The 16989-nt window shown below is 63.8% G+C and carries 16 protein-coding genes and 1 tRNA gene; 5 read left to right on the forward strand and 12 right to left on the reverse strand.

Annotated features, from left to right (window positions below):
- Nucleotides 1-146 precede the first annotated feature (146 nt).
- From VGR99_RS09530 to VGR99_RS09550, 5 genes are all read right to left on the reverse strand, one after another.
- Nucleotides 147-1016, reverse strand: coding sequence for an MBL fold metallo-hydrolase (locus VGR99_RS09530; protein ID WP_326898090.1), 870 nt, complete (start codon nt 1014-1016; stop codon nt 147-149).
- A 17-nt stretch (nt 1017-1033) separates the two neighbouring features.
- A complete protein-coding gene (locus tag VGR99_RS09535) occupies nt 1034-2224 on the reverse strand; it encodes a serine hydrolase (protein ID WP_326898091.1) in 1191 nt (396 codons plus the stop codon).
- A 24-nt stretch (nt 2225-2248) separates the two neighbouring features.
- On the reverse strand, nt 2249-2860 hold the full coding sequence (locus VGR99_RS09540; RefSeq protein ID WP_220009223.1) for a glutathione S-transferase family protein: 612 nt from the start codon (nt 2858-2860) through the stop codon (nt 2249-2251).
- Between the two features lie 134 nt (nt 2861-2994).
- On the reverse strand, nt 2995-3837 hold the full coding sequence (locus tag VGR99_RS09545) for a fumarylacetoacetate hydrolase family protein (RefSeq protein ID WP_326898092.1): 843 nt from the start codon (nt 3835-3837) through the stop codon (nt 2995-2997).
- Nucleotides 3838-4025: 188 nt separating this feature from the next.
- Nucleotides 4026-4874: an MBL fold metallo-hydrolase gene (locus VGR99_RS09550; protein WP_326898093.1), complete on the reverse strand. Its 849-nt coding sequence runs from the start codon at nt 4872-4874 to the stop codon at nt 4026-4028.
- A 135-nt stretch (nt 4875-5009) separates the two neighbouring features.
- On the opposite strand from VGR99_RS09550, the gene VGR99_RS09555 reads away from it, so the two are divergent.
- Nucleotides 5010-5441 carry a DUF3775 domain-containing protein gene (locus tag VGR99_RS09555; RefSeq protein ID WP_326898094.1) on the forward strand — a complete coding sequence of 144 codons (432 nt, stop codon included), beginning with the start codon at nt 5010-5012 and terminating at the stop codon, nt 5439-5441.
- A 3-nt stretch (nt 5442-5444) separates the two neighbouring features.
- Here VGR99_RS09555 and VGR99_RS09560 read toward each other — a convergent pair whose 3' ends face one another.
- The 3 genes from VGR99_RS09560 to VGR99_RS09570 all read right to left on the reverse strand — a co-directional run bounded on the left by VGR99_RS09560 (nt 5445) and on the right by VGR99_RS09570 (nt 8118).
- Nucleotides 5445-6434: an NADPH:quinone reductase gene (locus VGR99_RS09560; RefSeq protein WP_326898095.1), complete on the reverse strand. Its 990-nt coding sequence runs from the start codon at nt 6432-6434 to the stop codon at nt 5445-5447.
- 163 nt (nt 6435-6597) lie between these two features.
- Nucleotides 6598-7380, reverse strand: a complete 783-nt coding sequence (locus VGR99_RS09565; protein WP_326898096.1) for an SDR family oxidoreductase — start codon at nt 7378-7380, stop codon at nt 6598-6600.
- A gap of 225 nt (nt 7381-7605) precedes the next feature.
- Nucleotides 7606-8118: a CvpA family protein gene (locus VGR99_RS09570; protein ID WP_326898097.1), complete on the reverse strand. Its 513-nt coding sequence runs from the start codon at nt 8116-8118 to the stop codon at nt 7606-7608.
- A gap of 118 nt (nt 8119-8236) precedes the next feature.
- Here VGR99_RS09570 and VGR99_RS09575 point away from each other — a divergent pair, with 118 nt between their 5' ends.
- Nucleotides 8237-8998, forward strand: coding sequence for an SDR family oxidoreductase (locus tag VGR99_RS09575; RefSeq protein WP_326898098.1), 762 nt, complete (start codon nt 8237-8239; stop codon nt 8996-8998).
- 10 nt (nt 8999-9008) lie between these two features.
- Here the strand turns inward: VGR99_RS09575 and VGR99_RS09580 are convergent, their stop codons facing one another.
- From VGR99_RS09580 to VGR99_RS09595, 4 genes are all read right to left on the reverse strand, one after another.
- Entirely contained in the window at nt 9009-10109 is a 1101-nt protein-coding gene (locus VGR99_RS09580; RefSeq protein ID WP_326898099.1) for an FUSC family protein, read from the reverse strand.
- Complete coding sequence (locus VGR99_RS09585) at nt 10106-11077, reverse strand: HlyD family secretion protein (RefSeq protein WP_326898100.1); 972 nt, start codon at nt 11075-11077, stop codon at nt 10106-10108. The genes VGR99_RS09580 and VGR99_RS09585 overlap by 4 nt, the downstream gene beginning before the upstream one ends.
- 111 nt (nt 11078-11188) lie before the next feature.
- The gene (locus VGR99_RS09590) at nt 11189-12793 is read right to left on the reverse strand and encodes a choline dehydrogenase (protein ID WP_326898101.1); all 1605 of its coding nucleotides are present in this window, start codon (nt 12791-12793) and stop codon (nt 11189-11191) included.
- A gap of 166 nt (nt 12794-12959) precedes the next feature.
- Nucleotides 12960-14417 (reverse strand): coniferyl aldehyde dehydrogenase, encoded by a 1458-nt coding sequence (locus VGR99_RS09595; RefSeq protein WP_326898102.1) that lies wholly within the window; start codon nt 14415-14417, stop codon nt 12960-12962.
- Nucleotides 14418-14716: 299 nt separating this feature from the next.
- Here VGR99_RS09595 and VGR99_RS09600 point away from each other — a divergent pair.
- The 3 genes from VGR99_RS09600 (at nt 14717) to VGR99_RS09610 (ending at nt 16921) form a co-directional block, all read left to right on the forward strand.
- Nucleotides 14717-14793: transfer RNA gene (locus tag VGR99_RS09600), tRNA-Met, on the forward strand.
- A 423-nt stretch (nt 14794-15216) separates the two neighbouring features.
- Nucleotides 15217-16002 (forward strand): Hachiman antiphage defense system protein HamA, encoded by a 786-nt coding sequence (locus tag VGR99_RS09605; protein WP_326898103.1) that lies wholly within the window; start codon nt 15217-15219, stop codon nt 16000-16002.
- Nucleotides 15992-16921, forward strand: coding sequence for a hypothetical protein (locus VGR99_RS09610; protein WP_326898104.1), 930 nt, complete (start codon nt 15992-15994; stop codon nt 16919-16921). The genes VGR99_RS09605 and VGR99_RS09610 overlap by 11 nt, the downstream gene beginning before the upstream one ends.
- Nucleotides 16922-16989: the final 68 nt, after the last annotated feature.

Genomic DNA, 16989 nt, shown 5'->3' on the forward strand with positions numbered 1-16989 from the left:
ACGCCTCACGGCAGCCGGAAAGGCCCACAACGCCGCTCTCATCGCCTGCGCGCGAAAGCTCCTGATCTATGCCAATACCGTCCTGCAACGAGGCACGCCGTGGACCGAAAAACTCCTCGGCGTTTAATGGTTGCTACGGCATCTCACTACACCGACTCGCACACGAATGCGTTGCCCTTGCGCTTGATCTTCCCCACCGACGGCGAGGGAAAATGCGCGGTACAGCACAGCGTGTCGGTGTCGCAATAGCGTTCCAGGAAGCTGCGACGCGTCGTGGCCGCCTTGGCCGGATCGACGTCGAACTTGATCGACAGCTCCGGATACAGCGTCTGCAGCGGCGAGTGCATGAGATCGCCGGAGAACACCGCGTCGTCCTTGCCACGGCCCATCGTGAAGGCGACGTGGCCGGGCGTGTGGCCCGGGGTCGGCAGGATGCGGACGTGGTCGCCGATCTGGTGGTCGTTGCCGACCAGCTCGTGCCTGTTAGCCTCGACCACCGGCAGCACGCTGTCGGCAAAGGGCGGAATTTCCGTCTTCGCATTCTCGGCGAACCAGTGGTCGTATTCCTGCTTGGCGAACACGTAGCGTGCCTTGGGGAAAGTGGGCACCCAGCGGCCGTTCTCCAGTCGCGTGTTCCAGCCGACGTGATCGACATGCAGATGCGTGCACATCACGAAATCGATGTCGTCAACCGATACGCCAGCGGCATTGAGCGCGCGCAGATAAGTGTCGTCGGTCTTCATGTTCCATTTCGGCCGATTGGGGCGCGGCTTGTCGTTGCCGATGCAGCTATCGATCAGGATGGTGTGGTGCGGCGTCTTCACCACATAGGACTGGAAGCACAGCAGCAGCACGTCCTGCTCGTCCAGTGCCTTGGCCTGCCGCATCCAGGCGCGGTTCTCGGCCAGCACCTCAGGCGTCAGTCCCGGCAGCATCTCCAGCGCCGGGACGAACGAGGTTTCCTGCTCGATGACGCGTTGGATGGTGAGATCGCCGACCGCGTATTTCAGGCTCATGCTCGCTTCCCTCGTGATCAGTGCATGTCGCGCACGGATGGAATGACGGTATTGGTGAGGATGTCGATCGCGGCCAGGCCTTCCTTCGGCTGGCCGTATTGCGCGGCTGAAGTCATCATGACGAGATCAAGCTCGGGCACGATGAAGATGCGTTGGCCGCCCCAGCCGAAGGCGCCGACCCATTTGATTTCCTTGCCATTGGCGAGCGAGCGGCCCATCCACCATTGATAGCCGTAGAACAGCGTGCCGCCGAAAAGGCCGACCGCCTGGAAGCGCGGCGTGATCGATTGCGCGATCCAGTCGGCCGAGACGATCTGCTGGCCGTTCCACCGGCCGCGATTGAGCACCAGCTGGCCGATCTTCGCCGCATCGCGCGGTCGCAGGCGCAGGCCGGCGGCCGCTGCGATCTTGCCGTTCTTGTAGGCCTTCCACTCGACATCGGTGATGCCGAGCGGCTGGAACAGCACCTCGCGGGCGAACGCTTCCAGCGGCTTGCCCGAGACGCGTTCCAGGATGTTGCCGAGCAGTTCAGTCCCGCCGCCGCTATAGTTCCATAGCGCGTCCGGCGGTGCAGCGACTGGCTTCGCGAGCACATAGCCGATCGGATCGGTTTCAGAGATGAGATGCGGCTCGTCATTCTTCGGATCGGTCCAGGCGCGCATTTCATCCCATTTGATGCCTGATGACATCGTCAGTAGATGGCGCAGCGTGATGGCTTCCCAGCCGGCCTGCTTCACCGCCTGATGGTCAGGGAAGAATCTGAGCACGGGCTCGTCGACGCCTGCGATCAGCTTGCGGTCGATCGCGATGCCGACGAGCAGCGAAACGACACTCTTCGATGCCGAACGCATGTCGTGCTTCGTCGTCGCCGAGAACTCGTGCTGGCCGTCCGGTTGTCCCCAGGGCTGGTCGTAGCCGGGAAAATATTGCTCGAAGACGAGCTTGCCATGCCTGACGACGACGACCGAATGGATCGCAGTTGCCCGCTGCGCGAGCCGCGCGGCGATGGTGCAAAGCTGTGCGCCGTCCATGCCGACACTGTCGGGTGATGCGATCTCCCAGCCATCGTCGAGCGCTGCAGGCGCTTCGCAGGCCTGGCCTTGTTGTCCAGGCGGCGTGCTCTCGGCCCGTAGACTGGTGACTGAGATGGAAAGCGCGAGCACAAAGCCCGCGCTGAGACTTGTGAACCGGGAGAATTGATCGCGCATCGTCATTCCCCCGGCATATTCCCGCTACGCCGCTGGCGGCACCGAGATCTTCACGGAGGGCCGCTCCAGCATCTTCTGGTGGAAGGCGTCGAGTTTCGGATAGGCCTTGCGCCAGCCGCAATCGGCGAAGCGGAAGTCGGCATAGCCGAGCACGCAAACGAGGCCGATCTGCGAGATGTCGAACGGCCCGTTCAGCACGTCGGGCATGTTCTCGAAGCGCGCCATGCCGGTCCAGGCCCGGTTCCAATGATCGTCCGACCACGCCTGCCATTGCAGGCCCTGCGGCCGCACCATCTTCTCGTAGCGGCACAGCAACATCGAATCGAGCATGCCGTTGATCAGCGAGTGATTGGTCTTGGCCTTCCAGCGCCGCGGACCGTAGTCCGGGATCAGGCTGCCGCCGGCCATCTCGTTGAGATATTCGACGATGACGTAGGAATCCAGAATGACGTCGCCGTCATTGGTGATCAGCACCGGCAGCTTCTTCAGCGGCGTGATCTTCGAATAATCCTCGTTGGCCGTGCCGGGCGCGACGGTCGCCGGCGTGAATTCGATCTTGTCGATCAGCCCGAGCTCGATCGCGGCGATGCGCACCTTGCGGGCGAAGGGCGAGGCGGCGGAGAAGGAGAGTTTCATTGAGATGATCCCACAAATGAACGTTTTGCTTCGTCATTGCGAGGAGCGAAGCGACGAAGCAATCCAGAGTGTCGCCGCGGAGGGATTCTGGATTGCTTCGCTTCGCTCGCAATGACGGGGAGAGGTCGGAGACCTTACGCCGCGACGATCTCCTGGCGCTGCTCGCCGAGGCCCTCGATGCCGAGCGTGATGACGTCGCCGACATTGAGGAAGGTCGGCGGATTCATGCCGAGGCCGACGCCGGGCGGGGTGCCTGTCGTGATGATGTCGCCCGGCAGCAGCGTCATGAACTGCGAGACGTAGGAGATGCACTTGGCCATGGAGAAGATCATGGTCTTGGTCGAGCCGGTCTGGCGGCGCTGGCCGTTGACGTCGAGCCACATCGACAGGTTCTGCACGTCCTTGATCTCGTCCTTGGTGGCAAGCCACGGTCCGACCGGGCCAAAGGTGTCGTGCGACTTGCCCTTGGTCCACTGGCCCAGGCGCTCGATCTGGAAGGCACGCTCGGAGACGTCGTTGCAGACGCAATAGCCGGCGACGTGGTTCAGCGCATCGGCTTCCGAGACGTACTTGGCACGGGTGCCGATGATGGCGGCGATCTCGACTTCCCAGTCGAGCTTGGTCGAGCCGCGCGGCTTTTCGACCGCGTCATTCGGGCCGGACAGCGAGGTGTTCGCCTTCATGAAGATGATCGGCTCGGTCGGGATAGCAGCGCCCGTCTCCTTGGCGTGGTCGCTGTAATTGAGGCCGATGGCGATGAATTTCGAGATGCCGGTCACGGGCGCGCCGAAGCGCGGCTTGCCGGAGACGGCGGGCAGCGAGGCCGGGTCGATCGCCGCCAGCTTCTTCAGGGATTCCGGCGAATAGGCCTCGCCGGTCAGGTCCTTCACATGCGCCGACAGGTCGCGCAACTGGCCGGATTTGTCGATCAGGCCGGGCTTTTCCGCACCCTTTTCGCCATAACGAACAAGCTTCATTCTCGTTTCTCCCTTGGGATGGACTGATCGGTTAATTAGCTTCATGGAACAGGGCGGCGGGAAATTCAACCGCTCATAACGGGCCGCATTGCAGCCTTCGAAATTCGGTGGGCGGGCAGATTGTGGCGACATGGGCCCCGGCTTAGCAGCGCATCACTTCGTGCTGCGCAGCGTCCGGGGCACGAGATCTAGCCCGACGCCACAAACCTGAACGCGTCGCCGTCCCGCCTGATATGCCCGGCCGAGAAATGTCCGCCGATCACCAGCGTCGGGGTGTCGGCAAAGCGCGAGAACAGCTCGCGCCGGCTCGCCGCCGACTGGGCGGGATCGCTGTCCACGACCGAGCACCAGTCGAGATGCGCCATCTGGCAAGGATGATGGGCGACGTCGCCGCTGAGCAGCCCCTGCTCGCCGTCGGACTCGATCAGGACGCTCAGATGCCCGGGACTGTGGCCGGGGGTCGGGATCACGCTGATCTCCTCGCAGATCCGGTGGTCGCTCGGGATCAGCTCGGCCAGGCCCGCGTCGACAACCGGCTTCACGGAATCGTTGAACACCGCGACCTTGTCCGGCTCGGCCGCATTGTCACGCCAATATTCGTACTCGGTCCTGCCGAACAGGTAGCGCGCCCCGGGGAACGTCGGCACCCATTGGCCCCCGACCAGCTTCGTGTTCCAGCCGACGTGATCGACGTGAAGATGGGTGCATAGCACGGTGTCGATGCTGTCAGGGGGAAAGCCCGCCGCAATCATGTTCTCCAGGAACGGCGTGCTGCGATTATTCCAGGTCGGGAAGCCGCGGCCCTGCTTGTCGTTGCCAAGGCCGGTGTCGACCACGATGCGGCGCCTCGGCGTCTCCACCACCAGCAAATGGATCGACATTTTCAGCCGACCCTCCTCGGTGGCGAAATGCGGGATCAGCCAGGGCAGCTTGCGGATTTCATCATTTGTCGCGGCCGGCAGGATGAAACGGGTCGAGCCGACCGTCTCCATTTCGACCAGCTTCGTGATCCTGACCTTGCCGACGGTCCATTGCATGCGCTGCGCCCCTGGCATTTCTTGCTTTCGCGAAAGATGCGGCCTTCCGCCGTCGAACGCAATGGATCATCTGTCGTGATGTTGCGTTATCGCAGGAACCCGGAACCAGCCCAACGACGCGCCGAGGAGAGAACAATGCCAGAGCTTGCCATTTCCGCCGACAAGGTCGCCTTCATCATCGAGAAGGCCCGCGAATTCGATGTCAAGGAAGGGGCCTCCGATCCGGACTCCGGCTCCAACGCAGCCGACGATGACGAGATCGACGTCCTGGAAGACACCTCGTCCGATCCGGTCGCAGCCGAGCTCGCCGGCTTCATCCGGGCGCTGAACGAGGACGAGCAGCTCGACCTCGTCACGCTGATGTGGCTCGGCCGCGGCGACGGCGATGTGGAGGAGTGGGACGATCTGCGCGCCCGCGCCGCCGAGGCCCGCGCCGAATACAAGGCGCCCCGGCGCGAGGCGGTGCAGTACCTCTTGGGCGAGCCGATGCTGGGCGATCTGCTCGCCGACGGCATGGACGAACTCGGCATCGACTGGACCGACGAGCGGACGACGCCGGTCTCCTAGTCCTCATCGCACGCAGTCGACGATCACGGTACCAAGCTTGTCGCCCTTCTCGACGGCGAGATGGGCCTGCGCGGTATCCGACAGCGCGAACTGCGCCGCGACATTGTGGATCCGCGGCCCCGCCGCCAGCCATTTTGAGATGTCGGCCTGCGCGGCTGCAAGCAGCGCGGGCGGCAGCGCGAACAACACCAGCGCGCGCAGATTGATGCATTTCTCCATCAGCTCGCGCATCGGCACCACCGGGGTGCGGTTGCCGTTTGTGGCATAGACCGCGATGGTTGAATTCACCGCCATCAGCTTGAGCGTCGTCGCGATGTTGCCGCCGAAATCGACGTCGACGACGTGATCGACGCCGCGGCCGCCGGTGAACGCCATCGCCTTGGCGACGACGTCGTCGTCTCTATAATTGACGACGAGATCGGCGCCCGCGCGCCGCGCCTGCTCGCTCTTCATCGCCGAGCTGACGGTGGCGATCACCTGCGCACCGCCCCATTTCGCAAGCTGCACGGCGTAGTGGCCGACCGCCCCGGCGCCGCCCGTAACGAGCACGGTTTTGCCGACGATCGGCCCGTCCGCAAACAGACTGCACCATGCGGTCATCGCGGGGATGCCGAGCGTTGCGCCTTCCGCAAAGGAAAGATTGTCCGGCAGCGGCGTCACCAATTGTTCGGCCAGCGCGATATATTCGGCCGCGGTGCCGAAAGCGCGGCCGTTGCGCTGGCCGTTGAACAGCCAGACGCGGTCGCCGACCCTTAAGCGGGTCACGCCGTCGCCGATCTGGTCGACGAAGCCCGCGCCGTCGCTGTTTGGAATGACCCGCGGATACTCCATCGCGCGGTAGCTGCCGCCGCGCCGGCCGACATCGGCCGGGTTGACGCCGGAGGCTTCCAGGCGAATGCGAACTTCGCCTGGGCCTGCGACCGGCGTCGCCATCTCACCATAGGTGAGAACGTCCGCCGCCGGTCCCGTTTGCTCGTACCAGACCGCCCTCATCTGGGGCCCGCTTTCCGAAGTTCGTGAACCATTGCTGCTACCTCGAACGCGAACTTCGGAAAGCGGGCCCCAGAAAGAAATTACAAGTTCTAGTGCCACTTATCGATTTGAAGCTCCTGAAAGGACTCGCGGCATACACCGCAGGAGCTTCAAATCGGTGGCACTAGAGCGTTCCCGGGAAGGCGCCACCATCGAGCAAGATGTTCTGCCCGGTGATGAAGCCGGCCTTGGCGCCGCAGAGGAAGGCGCAGGCATAGCCGAACTCGTCGGGCTGGCCGAAGCGGCCGGCGGGGTTCAGCTTGGCGCGCTCGGCCAGGATCTGCTCGGGCGTGGTGCCGCGCTTGTCGGCCTCGGCCTTCGCGGTGCCGGTCAGACGATCGGTCTCGAACGGGCCCGGCAGCAGGCCATTGATGGTGACGTTATTGATCACGGTCTTGCGCGACAGGCCGGCGATGAAGCCGGTGAGGCCGGCGCGCGCGCCGTTGGAGAGGCCGAGAATGTCGATCGGCGCCTTCACTGCGGCCGAGGTGATGTTGACGATGCGGCCGAACTTGCGCGCCATCATGCCGTCCACGGTCGCCTTGATCAGCTCGATCGGTGTCAGCATGTTGGCGTCGATCGCCTTGATCCAGTCGTCGCGGGTCCAGTTGCGGAAATCGCCGGGCGGCGGGCCGCCGGCATTGTTGATGAGGATGTCCGGCTCGGGGCAGGCCTTGAGCACGGCCTCGCGGCCGGCGGGCGTCGTGATGTCGCCGACGATCTCGGTGACCCTCACGCCCGGATAGGCCTTCCGGATCTCGTCGGCCGTCTTCTTCAGGGCTTCGGCGCCGCGCGCGGTCAGCGTGACGTCAACGCCGGCTTCGGCCAGCGAGATGGCGCAAGCGCGGCCGAGGCCCTTGCTGGATGCGCAGACGATGGCGCGGCGACCTTTGATCCCAAGATCCACTGTTTCACTCCCGTAATGTCAGGCAGGTTTTGGACGGGCCGCACTCTAGCCAACTGTGACGCCGCTGATAAGGGAGGGGCCCGCGTCAAAATGCATGCGCGTCCCCGCTGCGATGCAAATGTGCGGGCATGATCCGGACCCGAAGGGCGCGTTAGCGAAAAGTGTGCAGCGGTTTTCCGAAAGATCATGCCCAAACAGTCGAAATGAGCGCGATCCCATCGCGCTTCAGATGCGCCGCTCCTGCTTGAGGCGGTCGATCGCGGCGGCGGCCTCCGGCGGCAGCGTCTTGAAGCCCATCTGGCCGACCAGCGAGAACAGCGGCCGCAGCTGCGAGCCGGCCAGGAACGGCGGCTGGCGATTGGCCGGCACGATCTGGTCGAACACCAGCACCAGCGTCGTGGCGACGAGCCCGACCCGGATGGCGCCGAGCGCCGCACCGCCGAGCCGGTCGCCGATCCCGGCGTCGCGAACCGTGTCGCTCAACGCAAGACGCCCGATATATCCGAACAGCATGCCGACGACGAGGAAGATGCCGAAGAACCAGATCCAGTTCTGCAGCAGCGGCGGATTCGGATTGCCTGCGATCTGCGGCGCGATCAGCGGCATCAGCGCGACCGCGATGGGCGCGGCAAGCAGATAGGCGAGGATGGTCATGGCGCTCTGGAGCAGGCCGGTCCTGAAACCGAAGCCGATCGCAATGGCGAGCGCGGCATAGACGGCAAGATCAAAGCTGTTCATGAGCGCGAGCCCACCTCTGATGGAACGATGGAACGAATGAACGCGGGACCGATCATTCCGGTTTCAGATCGCTAAAATCGTCTGTATTGGTGGCTCCGAAGCTCAGGGGTTACGCCACATGTCAGACCTGTTCGACGTCAGTCAAGAAACCATCCTCGTCACCGGCGCGAGCCAGGGGCTGGGGCGACAATTTGCCCGCGTGCTGGCGGCCCATGGCGCGGCCGTCGCGCTGGCGGCACGGCAGACGGACAAGTTGAAAAGCCTGGAGGAGGAGATCCGCGGCAAGGGCGGCCGCGCCGCCGCTGTCGCGCTCGACGTCACCGACACCGCATCGATCGCGAAGGCGGTCGATGCGACGGAAGCGGCACTCGGCCCCGTCACGGTGCTGATCAACAATGCCGGCATCGCCATCGAGAAGCTCGCGACCGAGCAGACCGAGGCCGATTGGGACGCCGTGATCGGTGCCAATTTGAAGGGCGCCTATTTCCTCGCGACCGAAGTCGCGCGGCGCATGATCGCGCGCAAGCAGGAAGGCAACATCGTCAACATCGCCTCCGTGCTCGGCACCGGCGTGCTGAAGGCGGTGTCGCCCTACGCGATCTCCAAGGCCGGCATCCTGCAGGCGACGAAGGCGATGGCGCTGGAGCTCGCCGGGCAAAACATCCGCATCAACGCGCTCGCGCCCGGCTATATCGACACCGAGATGAACCACGCGTTCTGGTCCACGCCCGCCGGCGAGCGCCTGGCAAAACGTATCCCCCAGCGCCGTGTCGGCGCCGAGTCCGATCTCGACGGCGCGATCCTGCTGCTGGCGTCGAAGGCGTCGCGGTACATGACGGGGAGTGTGGTGACGGTAGATGGCGGGTTCTTGCTGAACTAAAGCATGATCCTCATTCTGAGGCGCGCGTCTCGAAGGATGGCCGCGAGGATGGCGCCAGCAACACCGCCACGATCTGGACGATCAGCAACCCGCCGGTGATGCCGGCGAGGCGCTCGATGCCCGGGATGATGCTCGACGGCGGGCCCGATCCCTGCACCATCGTCATGATGAAGACGACCGCGCCTTGCGTACCGACATAGCCGATGGCGCGGGTGCTGGCCTGCACATGCGCGCCGATCCAGACGCCGATGGCGAGCGCGGCAAGCCAGGGCAGGAAGTTTTCGAACGAGACGACCAGCACTGCGAGGCCGGAGAGGCCCCCGATCAGGCAGCCCAGAATGCGATGCGTGCCGCGCGCCGCGATGCTCTCGCGATTTGCGGCATCGTCGGCGGACAGCGCCGGCACGGCCATGACGGCTGCGACCGTGATCGCGGCTTGCGAGAAGCTCGGCAATTGCAGCCAGCTCCAGGCCAGCGGCACCAGCATCACGCCCAGCCCCGCGTGCATGGCGTGCTGGGTCGAGGCCCATTGCGCACCGAGCAGGTCGGACCAGCCGGGAGCTTGCGGGATCGTCGACGGTCGATCGTCGCGTGGCGACAGCAGGTGCGAGACCAGAATGGCGGCAAGCGTGCCGATCGTCACCTCGGCGGTCCGGTTGCAGGCGACCGACAGTGCAGAGGTCGGATCGCCGAGCGTCGCGAGCAGCACCATGTCGGTGGTGACGGCGCCGAGCAGCCAGGCATAGCCGTGGCGGCTGACTTGCAGGCCGAGTACGCCGATGCTGCTTGCGATGAACAGCGCGAGGCTGAGCGCGACCTGGTCCTCGATCAGCCATGGGCTGAGGAGCAGGCCTGCGGCCGCGCCGATTGCCGTGCCGGCGATGCGCAGGGCGCCGCGACGCAAGGACGCGGGCGCTGTCACCTGGGTCGAGACGAAGGCGCTGATCGCGGCCCACCATGGTGCGTCCACCCGCAGAACAAGCGCCACGACCACGGCCAGCGTGACAGCGAGTGCAACCCGGCTGCAGCGATGGCTGCGAGAGCCGGCGAGATCGATTTCCAGCAGCTCCTGGCGTAGCGCGGAGATCGCCCTTGCCGCGGCCCCGCTCATGGCAGCACGACCACCCGGGCGTCGGCGCCCATATAGAGCCTCAGGTCCGGTGGCGGATCGACCAATGTCAGCGTGACCGGAAAGCGGCGCTTGAGGCGGATCCAGTCGGTGGTCGGCGCCACATAGTTCAGGAGCCGATTGGGCGCGGGATCGCGGCTGATGCCGCGGGCGATCCCGGTCACCCGGGCACGGTGCAGATGCCAGGGACTCGAGTCGAGCGATACCCAGGCCGTGCTGCCCACGGCAAAGCCGCGGATGTAGCTCTCCTTGAAATTGGCGACGATGCGCCACGCGCTTGCGTCAACGATGCCGATCAGCGGTGTGTTGGCCTGCGCGGTGTCGCCGACGCGCAAGGACAGCGAGGTGACGGTGCCACCGGTCGGCGCCACCAGCTTCGTGCGGGCAAGCTGCCACTCGGCCAGCGCCAGAGTCGACGTGGCGCGCGCCTCGGTGGCCTGGTGCATGGACAGCGTGGTCTCGGCCGCGGCGACCGCCTCCTGGGCGGCATCGCGCGCGGCATTGGCACGGCGCAGCGTATCGCCGGCCTGGTCGAGCGCGACGCGGGACACGTCCTGGGCCGAGGCGAGCATCGTCAGGCGCTTCTCGTTCTCGCGCGCGTAGTCGGCGGCGGAGCTTGCTGCCGTCAGCGTATCCCGCGCCGCGGCAATCCGGTGCTGATCGGTTGCGATCTGCGCGCGGGCCTCGGCAAGATCGGCGCGCCGCTGGTCGAGGGCCAACTGGAACGGGACGGGATCGATGCTGGCGAGCGGGTCGCCCGCGGCAACGTCCTGGTTGTCGGTGACATGCACCGCAATGATGCGCCCCGTGATCTCCGGTGCGAGCGCGATCAGGTCGGATTGCACATAGGCATCGTCGGTGATGGCGACGAACGACGATATCACTTCATAGGCGATGAAGAGCGCCAGCGCGATCGCCGCCGCAAGTCCGACCCGTCGAGTGCGCGTCATGTCAGGCAAGGCTCCAGCGCAGTCACACGCATCGGCGTCTCCAAAGCTGCATGAACAAAGGCTGCATGAACAGTCTATCCCGGCCGGTTGCAGCTCGAAAAGTCCCGTTCGCTAGTTCGGCCGCATCTCGCCCCTGATCATATCCGCCGCCTTCTCCCCGATCATGATCGTCGGCGCGTTGGTGTTTCCCCCGATCAGCGTCGGCATGATCGAGGCATCAACGACGCGCAGCCCCTCGACGCCATGCACCTTCAGCTTCGGATCGACCACGGCCATCGCATCCGTGCCCATCCGGCAGGTGCCGACGGGATGATAGACCGTGTCGACACGCTCGCGCAGCAGCGCGCGGATGTCGTCGTCGGTGCGGACATTGGCGGTGAACATGTCCTTGGTCTGCAGCGCGCGCAGCGCCGGCGTCTCCATCAGGCGGCGCGTGGTCTTGAAGCCCGCGACCATGGTCTCGAGGTCGTCCTCCTCGCCCAGAAAATTCGGGTCGATCAGCGGCGCCTGCATCGCATCGTTGCTTGCGAGCGCGACGCTGCCGCGGCTCTTCGGGCGGAGCAGGCAGACATGGCAGGAGAAGCCGGTGCCGCCATGGCGTTTGCGGCCATGGTCGTCGACCATGGCCATGCCGAAATGCAGCTGGATGTCGGGGATGTCGAGCTCCGGTCGAGTCTTGAGGAAGCCGCCGCATTCGGCGAAGTTGGAGGTGAGGGGCCCGCGGCGCTCCCGCCGATATTGCAGGATGGCGCGGATCAGCCGCGGCATGCCCTTGAGCGAGAGGCCGGCGAAGTTCGGATTGTCGGACATGTAGCCGAAGATGAAGTCGGGATGGTCCTGCAAATTCTGCCCGACGCCCGGCAGGTGGTGCACGCTGGCAATGCCGTGCGCGCCGAGTGCTGCCGCATCGCCAATGCCCGACAGCATCAGGAGCTGCGGCGACTGAAACGCGCCCGCCGCCAAAATCACCTCGCGCCGTGCGCGCAGCTGCTTCAACTCCTTGCCTTGCCGGTACTCGACGCCGACCGCGCGCTTCCCCTCGAACAGAATTCTCGTGGCATGCGCCTGGGTCTCGATGCGTAAGTTTGCCCGCTTGCCCATGTGCGGATGCACATAGGCGCGCGCCGCACTCCACCGTTCGCCGTTCTTCTGCGTTACCTGGTAGATGCCGAGCCCTTCATGGTCCTCGACGTTGAAGTCCTCGCGGATGCGGAACTGGCCTTCCTGCGCCGCCTGCAGGAAGATCTGCTGCACCGGATTGCCCGAGCGCAATTTGTTGACCGCGAGCGGTCCGCTCTTGCCGTGATACTCGCCGTCGAAATCGGCGTTGTTCTCCGCGCGCTTGAAATAGGGCAGCACGTCGGCATAGGCCCAGCCGGTGTTGCCGAGCGAGGCCCAATGGTCATAGTCCCAGCGATGGCCACGGATATAGACCATGGCGTTGATCGCCGAGGAGCCGCCGAGCCCCTTGCCACGCGGCTGATAGCCGATGCGGCCGTTCAGCCCTTTCTGCGGCACCGTGTTGAAGGCCCAGTTGTTGACGTTGCCGGCCACCATCAGCACCAGCGCGCCCGGTGTGGTCACCACCCAATTGTCGCAAGGCCCGCCCGCATCGAGCAGCGCCACGGATGTCGCCGCATCCTCCGACAGCCGCCCTGCCACCGCACAGCCTCCGGAGCCCGCGCCCACGACGACGAAATCGAATGTGTCAGTCACTGATGTTTCCCCCTTGGCATTGTTCTCGTTATTTTTCGTCATTGCGAGCGCAGCGACTTGTCCGCCGAAGCCTTTGGCGAAGGCGGAAGCAATCCAGAAACCCTCCCCGGAGACAGTCTGGATTGCTTCGTCGCTTCGCTCCTCGCAATGACGATGTTGGTGGCGACTACGACATGAACCGCATCATCTTCTCCAGCCGCGCGATCTTGCCGCCATAGGGCGGATAGAGATCGGCGAGGCGGTTGAACTTGGAGCGATAGAACACCGGCTTCAGCTTGCTGAACGTCCTGAATCCCCATTCGCCGTGATAGGCGCCGGTGCCGGATGCGCCGACGCCGCCCATCGGCTGGTTGGCTTGCGCGAAATGGAACAGGCAGTCGTTGACGGTGACGCCGCCGGAGATGGTGCGCGACAGCACCTCGTCGCGCGCCGCGCGGTCCTTGCCAAACCAGTACAGCGCGAGCGGCCGGTCGCGGCGGTTGACGAACGCGATCGCTTCGGTGGGATCGCGATAGCCGAGGATCGGCAGCACCGGCCCAAAAATCTCCTCCTGCATCGCCGCCATCGCCTCGGTCGCCCCGACGATCAGCGTCGGCGGGAATTTGCGGTGCGCCTTCCAGTTGGGATCGTCCGCCTTCGCCGGTTGCAGGATCTTTGCGCCGCTTCTCGCGGCGTCCGCCACGAGGCTCTCCAGCCGCGCGTAATGGCGGTCGGAGATCACGGAAGTGTAGTCCTTATTTGAAGGATCGGTGCCGAACATGCGCCGCATCTGCGCGCGCACCTTCTCGGCGAAGGACTGCACGGAATTTTCCGGCACCAGCACGTAGTCCGGTGCGATGCAGGTCTGCCCGGCATTGAGCAGTTTTCCGTAGGCGATGCGCTCGGCGGCCTCCTCGAGATCGGCCGAGGCGTCGATGATCGCCGGCGACTTGCCGCCGAGCTCGAGCGTCACAGGCGTGAGGTTACGCCCAGCGGCCTCCGCGACCAGCCGGCCGACCCGCGTCGAGCCGGTGAACACGAGATGGTCGAACGGCAAATGCGCGAAGGCCTTCGCGGCGTCGTCCTCGATGCCGGTGACGAGCAGCTCGGTCGCCTCGAACCTTGCGGCCACCGTCTCCTTCAGCAGCGCGGAAAAGTGCGGCGACAGCTCGCTCGGCTTGATGATCACGCGGTTGCCGGCGGCGAGCGCACCGATCGCGGGCGCCAGCGTGAGCTGGAGCGGATAATTCCAGGGCGCGATGATGCCGACCACGCCGAGCGGCTGCGGGATCAGCCGGTTGCGCGCCGGCAGGAATTGCAGCGCGGTGGCGATGCGCTGCGGCGCCATCCAGGCCTTCAGGTGCTTGGTCGCATGGCGGATCTCGCCATAGACCATCATGGCCTCGGCGATCGTGGTCTCGACCGCCGAGCGGTGGCCGAAATCGGCCGAGATCGCCTGCCGGAAGCGCTCTTCATTGTCGGCGACGACGGCGCGCAGGCGCGCCAGCCGGTCGAGCCGCTCGGCCAGCGTTGCCGCCGGCTCCGCCCGCGACCGCGCAACTGTGGTCTGGAAGGCCTCTTGGAGGGCCCGAATCGGGGCGCTCGTCGGGGATCGGTCCGGGGCGTGGTCCAAGGCGCGGTCCATGGCGTTCCTCCCCAAAACGGCGTTCCGCCTCTGTTTGTTGCCGCAAGCTGGCGCTTTGTGGAACTTCTGGCAAGTCTGCGGCAAATCGACGGGAATCCGCCTGTCATAAAGTCGAAAAAAAGGACCCGCAGCCCTTTCCAAAGGCAGTCCGGGTTGGTACATACCCCTCGCACCCGATGGGCTTTGCCCCGGGATTGCCTTCCAGGGAAGCCTTCGGGACGGGAGAAGCAAGCCACGCGAACAGCGTCGGCCCTGATCCACCGTCCCCGGCATTTTCACGAAGGCGCGCAACGGTTTAACGCGGGGTGGAGCAGCCCGGTAGCTCGTCAGGCTCATAACCTGAAGGTCATAGGTTCAAATCCTATCCCCGCAACCAAATTCGGATTTTACCGGATCCGATACGAAAATGGCCCGCTTGAAGCGGGCCATTTTTGTTTTGGGGGCCGTGCTAAGGCTTCGAAGCATTCGCTGGGCGAGAATTGATTGCAGGGTCGTTTCGCGGCACGGCGATCGCGACTTCTGTTCAATCGAGCGCACTTATCACCGTAGCCGGGGGGCCAGCTTCGCGTGAAAGCTGTTGTGCGTCAGCAGGGAGTATATTGCTAACGAAGGGCTTCTTACTTTCAAGGGGACGGCCGAATCGTATAAGTCACGATTATGTCAGCATTTTTGTACAAAATGCCACTCGGGTGGATCGACGGGAAATGAAGCTGACCCCTACATCTTGTGATAGAGTATCTGTTCGGCCTGTTTTTGACGTGTAGACAAGATGGCCGCGCCCGCTCACCTGAATTGGCTCGTGAACACGAGCAAGACCCTCAAGACGGCAGACGGACACACAGTCGAGTTGTGGGAACTGCGGCATGGTGACGAGCCGAAGGTGCTTTCTGCATGGGCAAAGCACTTTAGAGAACACTACTGCGACGACGAAATGCTCAAGAAGCTGGTTGCTGGGACAGGCCTCAGTAACTCTCAATATCTGACTACTACCAAATTCCCAGACGTGAAGGAAAAGCCAGGACCCAGCGTCCGCGCCGGCGACTTTGCTGAAATCATTATCGCCGACTACCTCGAGTACAAGCTTGGCTACTGGTGCCCCAGGAGATTTCGATACGACAGCAAGTTTAATCGCAATGAATCCTCTAAGGGTTGCGATGTGATTGGATTCAAGTTCATCCAAGATGGCGCTGAAAATCCGAAGGACGAGCTGCTCGTATTTGAGGCGAAGGCCGCGGCGTCCGGGAAGCCCAAGAGCCGTTTGCAGGACGCGATCGACGATTCACACAAGGACAAGTTCCGCGAGGCTACGTCGCTAAATGCGCTAAAGCAGCGCTTCTTTGAACGCGGCGAGGACGGGGAAGCTGCTAAAGTCGCGAGGTTTCAGAATGAGCCTGACAAGCCTTTCAAGCGCGTAAGCGGTGCTGCGGCCGTGCACGATACCACGACGTTTGATCCACAAATGACAAGCGCTGTTAAATCGGCGATGCATTTCAACGCGCCAAATCTGAAGCTGATCGTCGTGACTGGAGCCGGCCTGATGCCGCTCGTTCACGCTCTCTATGACCGAGCTGCCAATGAGGCCTGAACGCACTTCACGCTACATTCTCGCGATTACGCGCTCCAAGGCGAAGATGTACGAATATGACGTTCCGCTTGAGCATCATATCCAACTCACGCATCCGCCGGACATATTGTTTTCTCTCGCTGTCGGCTTGCTCGGCGACGCGGCGGCAGCCATCGCCGACATGTCGACGGATGCTAGGCGGGAAGAAACTCCTCCGGAGGCAATCGCGTTCGCGGGAACTTATTTCGATGCTTATCTTCAGAGCCGCCTTGAAAATTTTGCCGAGGGCGAATTTCCGATCCTTGCATCGGCTTGCTTTTACCTCGCGGACAATCCGGGCAGCTCAAAGGTCCTCGCTAATCAGGCCACCGAACCACCGCTACATCTCGGATCGGGCCTAGCGCTGCTAGTATACAAGCTACTTCGGGGCGACTACTCGGACATGCTGGACTGTCCCTACGCTGATGCAGCCAATAATGTCCTCGCACAACTATCCGGCTATCTTGCTGGGACTGGGGTATCGGAGGGAGTGATTGAAGCTGCCAGCGCCATTCGCGCTGACGCCTACGAAACGGGTGACGGCCGCGAACTTCTCTACGCGGATATTTCGGCAGCTATTCTCCGCCGGAAGATCGCAGCCGCAGCCGCGACGATTTTGCCAGGGGCATCCGGTCTACCGATTGGGAGCTGGTTGCCCTATCTGAGCAGACCAAGTTTTCCTCGGGAGCTCTGGCCCTCGCAGCGACGCATCTGCGAGGCAGGTGTTTTGAGTGGCACGTCCGGGCTTATCCAAATGCCGACAAGCGCGGGTAAAACACGTGCTACCGAACTGATACTGCGTAGCGGCTTTCTCAGCGATAGGTTTTCGCTAGAGCAGATTCTGATCAGACGCGATCATAACCGGCCGCGGCGAAGAAGTTCAGGCACTCTTGGGCGGTGAAGGCGGCCATGGCGAGGGCGATAGCGTTGTCCAAAGCCTCGATTGATCTGGCTGCGGCCTTTCGAAGG

The organism is Bradyrhizobium sp., from assembly GCF_035935975.1.
Taxonomy (GTDB): Bacteria; Pseudomonadota; Alphaproteobacteria; order Rhizobiales; family Xanthobacteraceae; genus Bradyrhizobium.

Coding starts and splice junctions, on each gene's coding strand:
- VGR99_RS09530 (WP_326898090.1), bottom strand. CDS start 1,016: ATGAGCCTGAAATACGCGGTCGGCGATCTCACCATCCAACGCGTCATC.
- VGR99_RS09535 (WP_326898091.1), bottom strand. CDS start 2,224: ATGCGCGATCAATTCTCCCGGTTCACAAGTCTCAGCGCGGGCTTTGTG.
- VGR99_RS09540 (WP_220009223.1), bottom strand. CDS start 2,860: ATGAAACTCTCCTTCTCCGCCGCCTCGCCCTTCGCCCGCAAGGTGCGC.
- VGR99_RS09545 (WP_326898092.1), bottom strand. CDS start 3,837: ATGAAGCTTGTTCGTTATGGCGAAAAGGGTGCGGAAAAGCCCGGCCTG.
- VGR99_RS09550 (WP_326898093.1), bottom strand. CDS start 4,874: ATGCAATGGACCGTCGGCAAGGTCAGGATCACGAAGCTGGTCGAAATG.
- VGR99_RS09555 (WP_326898094.1), top strand. CDS start 5,010: ATGCCAGAGCTTGCCATTTCCGCCGACAAGGTCGCCTTCATCATCGAG.
- VGR99_RS09560 (WP_326898095.1), bottom strand. CDS start 6,434: ATGAGGGCGGTCTGGTACGAGCAAACGGGACCGGCGGCGGACGTTCTC.
- VGR99_RS09570 (WP_326898097.1), bottom strand. CDS start 8,118: ATGAACAGCTTTGATCTTGCCGTCTATGCCGCGCTCGCCATTGCGATC.
- VGR99_RS09575 (WP_326898098.1), top strand. CDS start 8,237: ATGTCAGACCTGTTCGACGTCAGTCAAGAAACCATCCTCGTCACCGGC.
- VGR99_RS09580 (WP_326898099.1), bottom strand. CDS start 10,109: ATGAGCGGGGCCGCGGCAAGGGCGATCTCCGCGCTACGCCAGGAGCTG.
- VGR99_RS09585 (WP_326898100.1), bottom strand. CDS start 11,077: ATGACGCGCACTCGACGGGTCGGACTTGCGGCGGCGATCGCGCTGGCG.
- VGR99_RS09595 (WP_326898102.1), bottom strand. CDS start 14,417: ATGGACCGCGCCTTGGACCACGCCCCGGACCGATCCCCGACGAGCGCC.
- VGR99_RS09610 (WP_326898104.1), top strand. CDS start 15,992: ATGAGGCCTGAACGCACTTCACGCTACATTCTCGCGATTACGCGCTCC.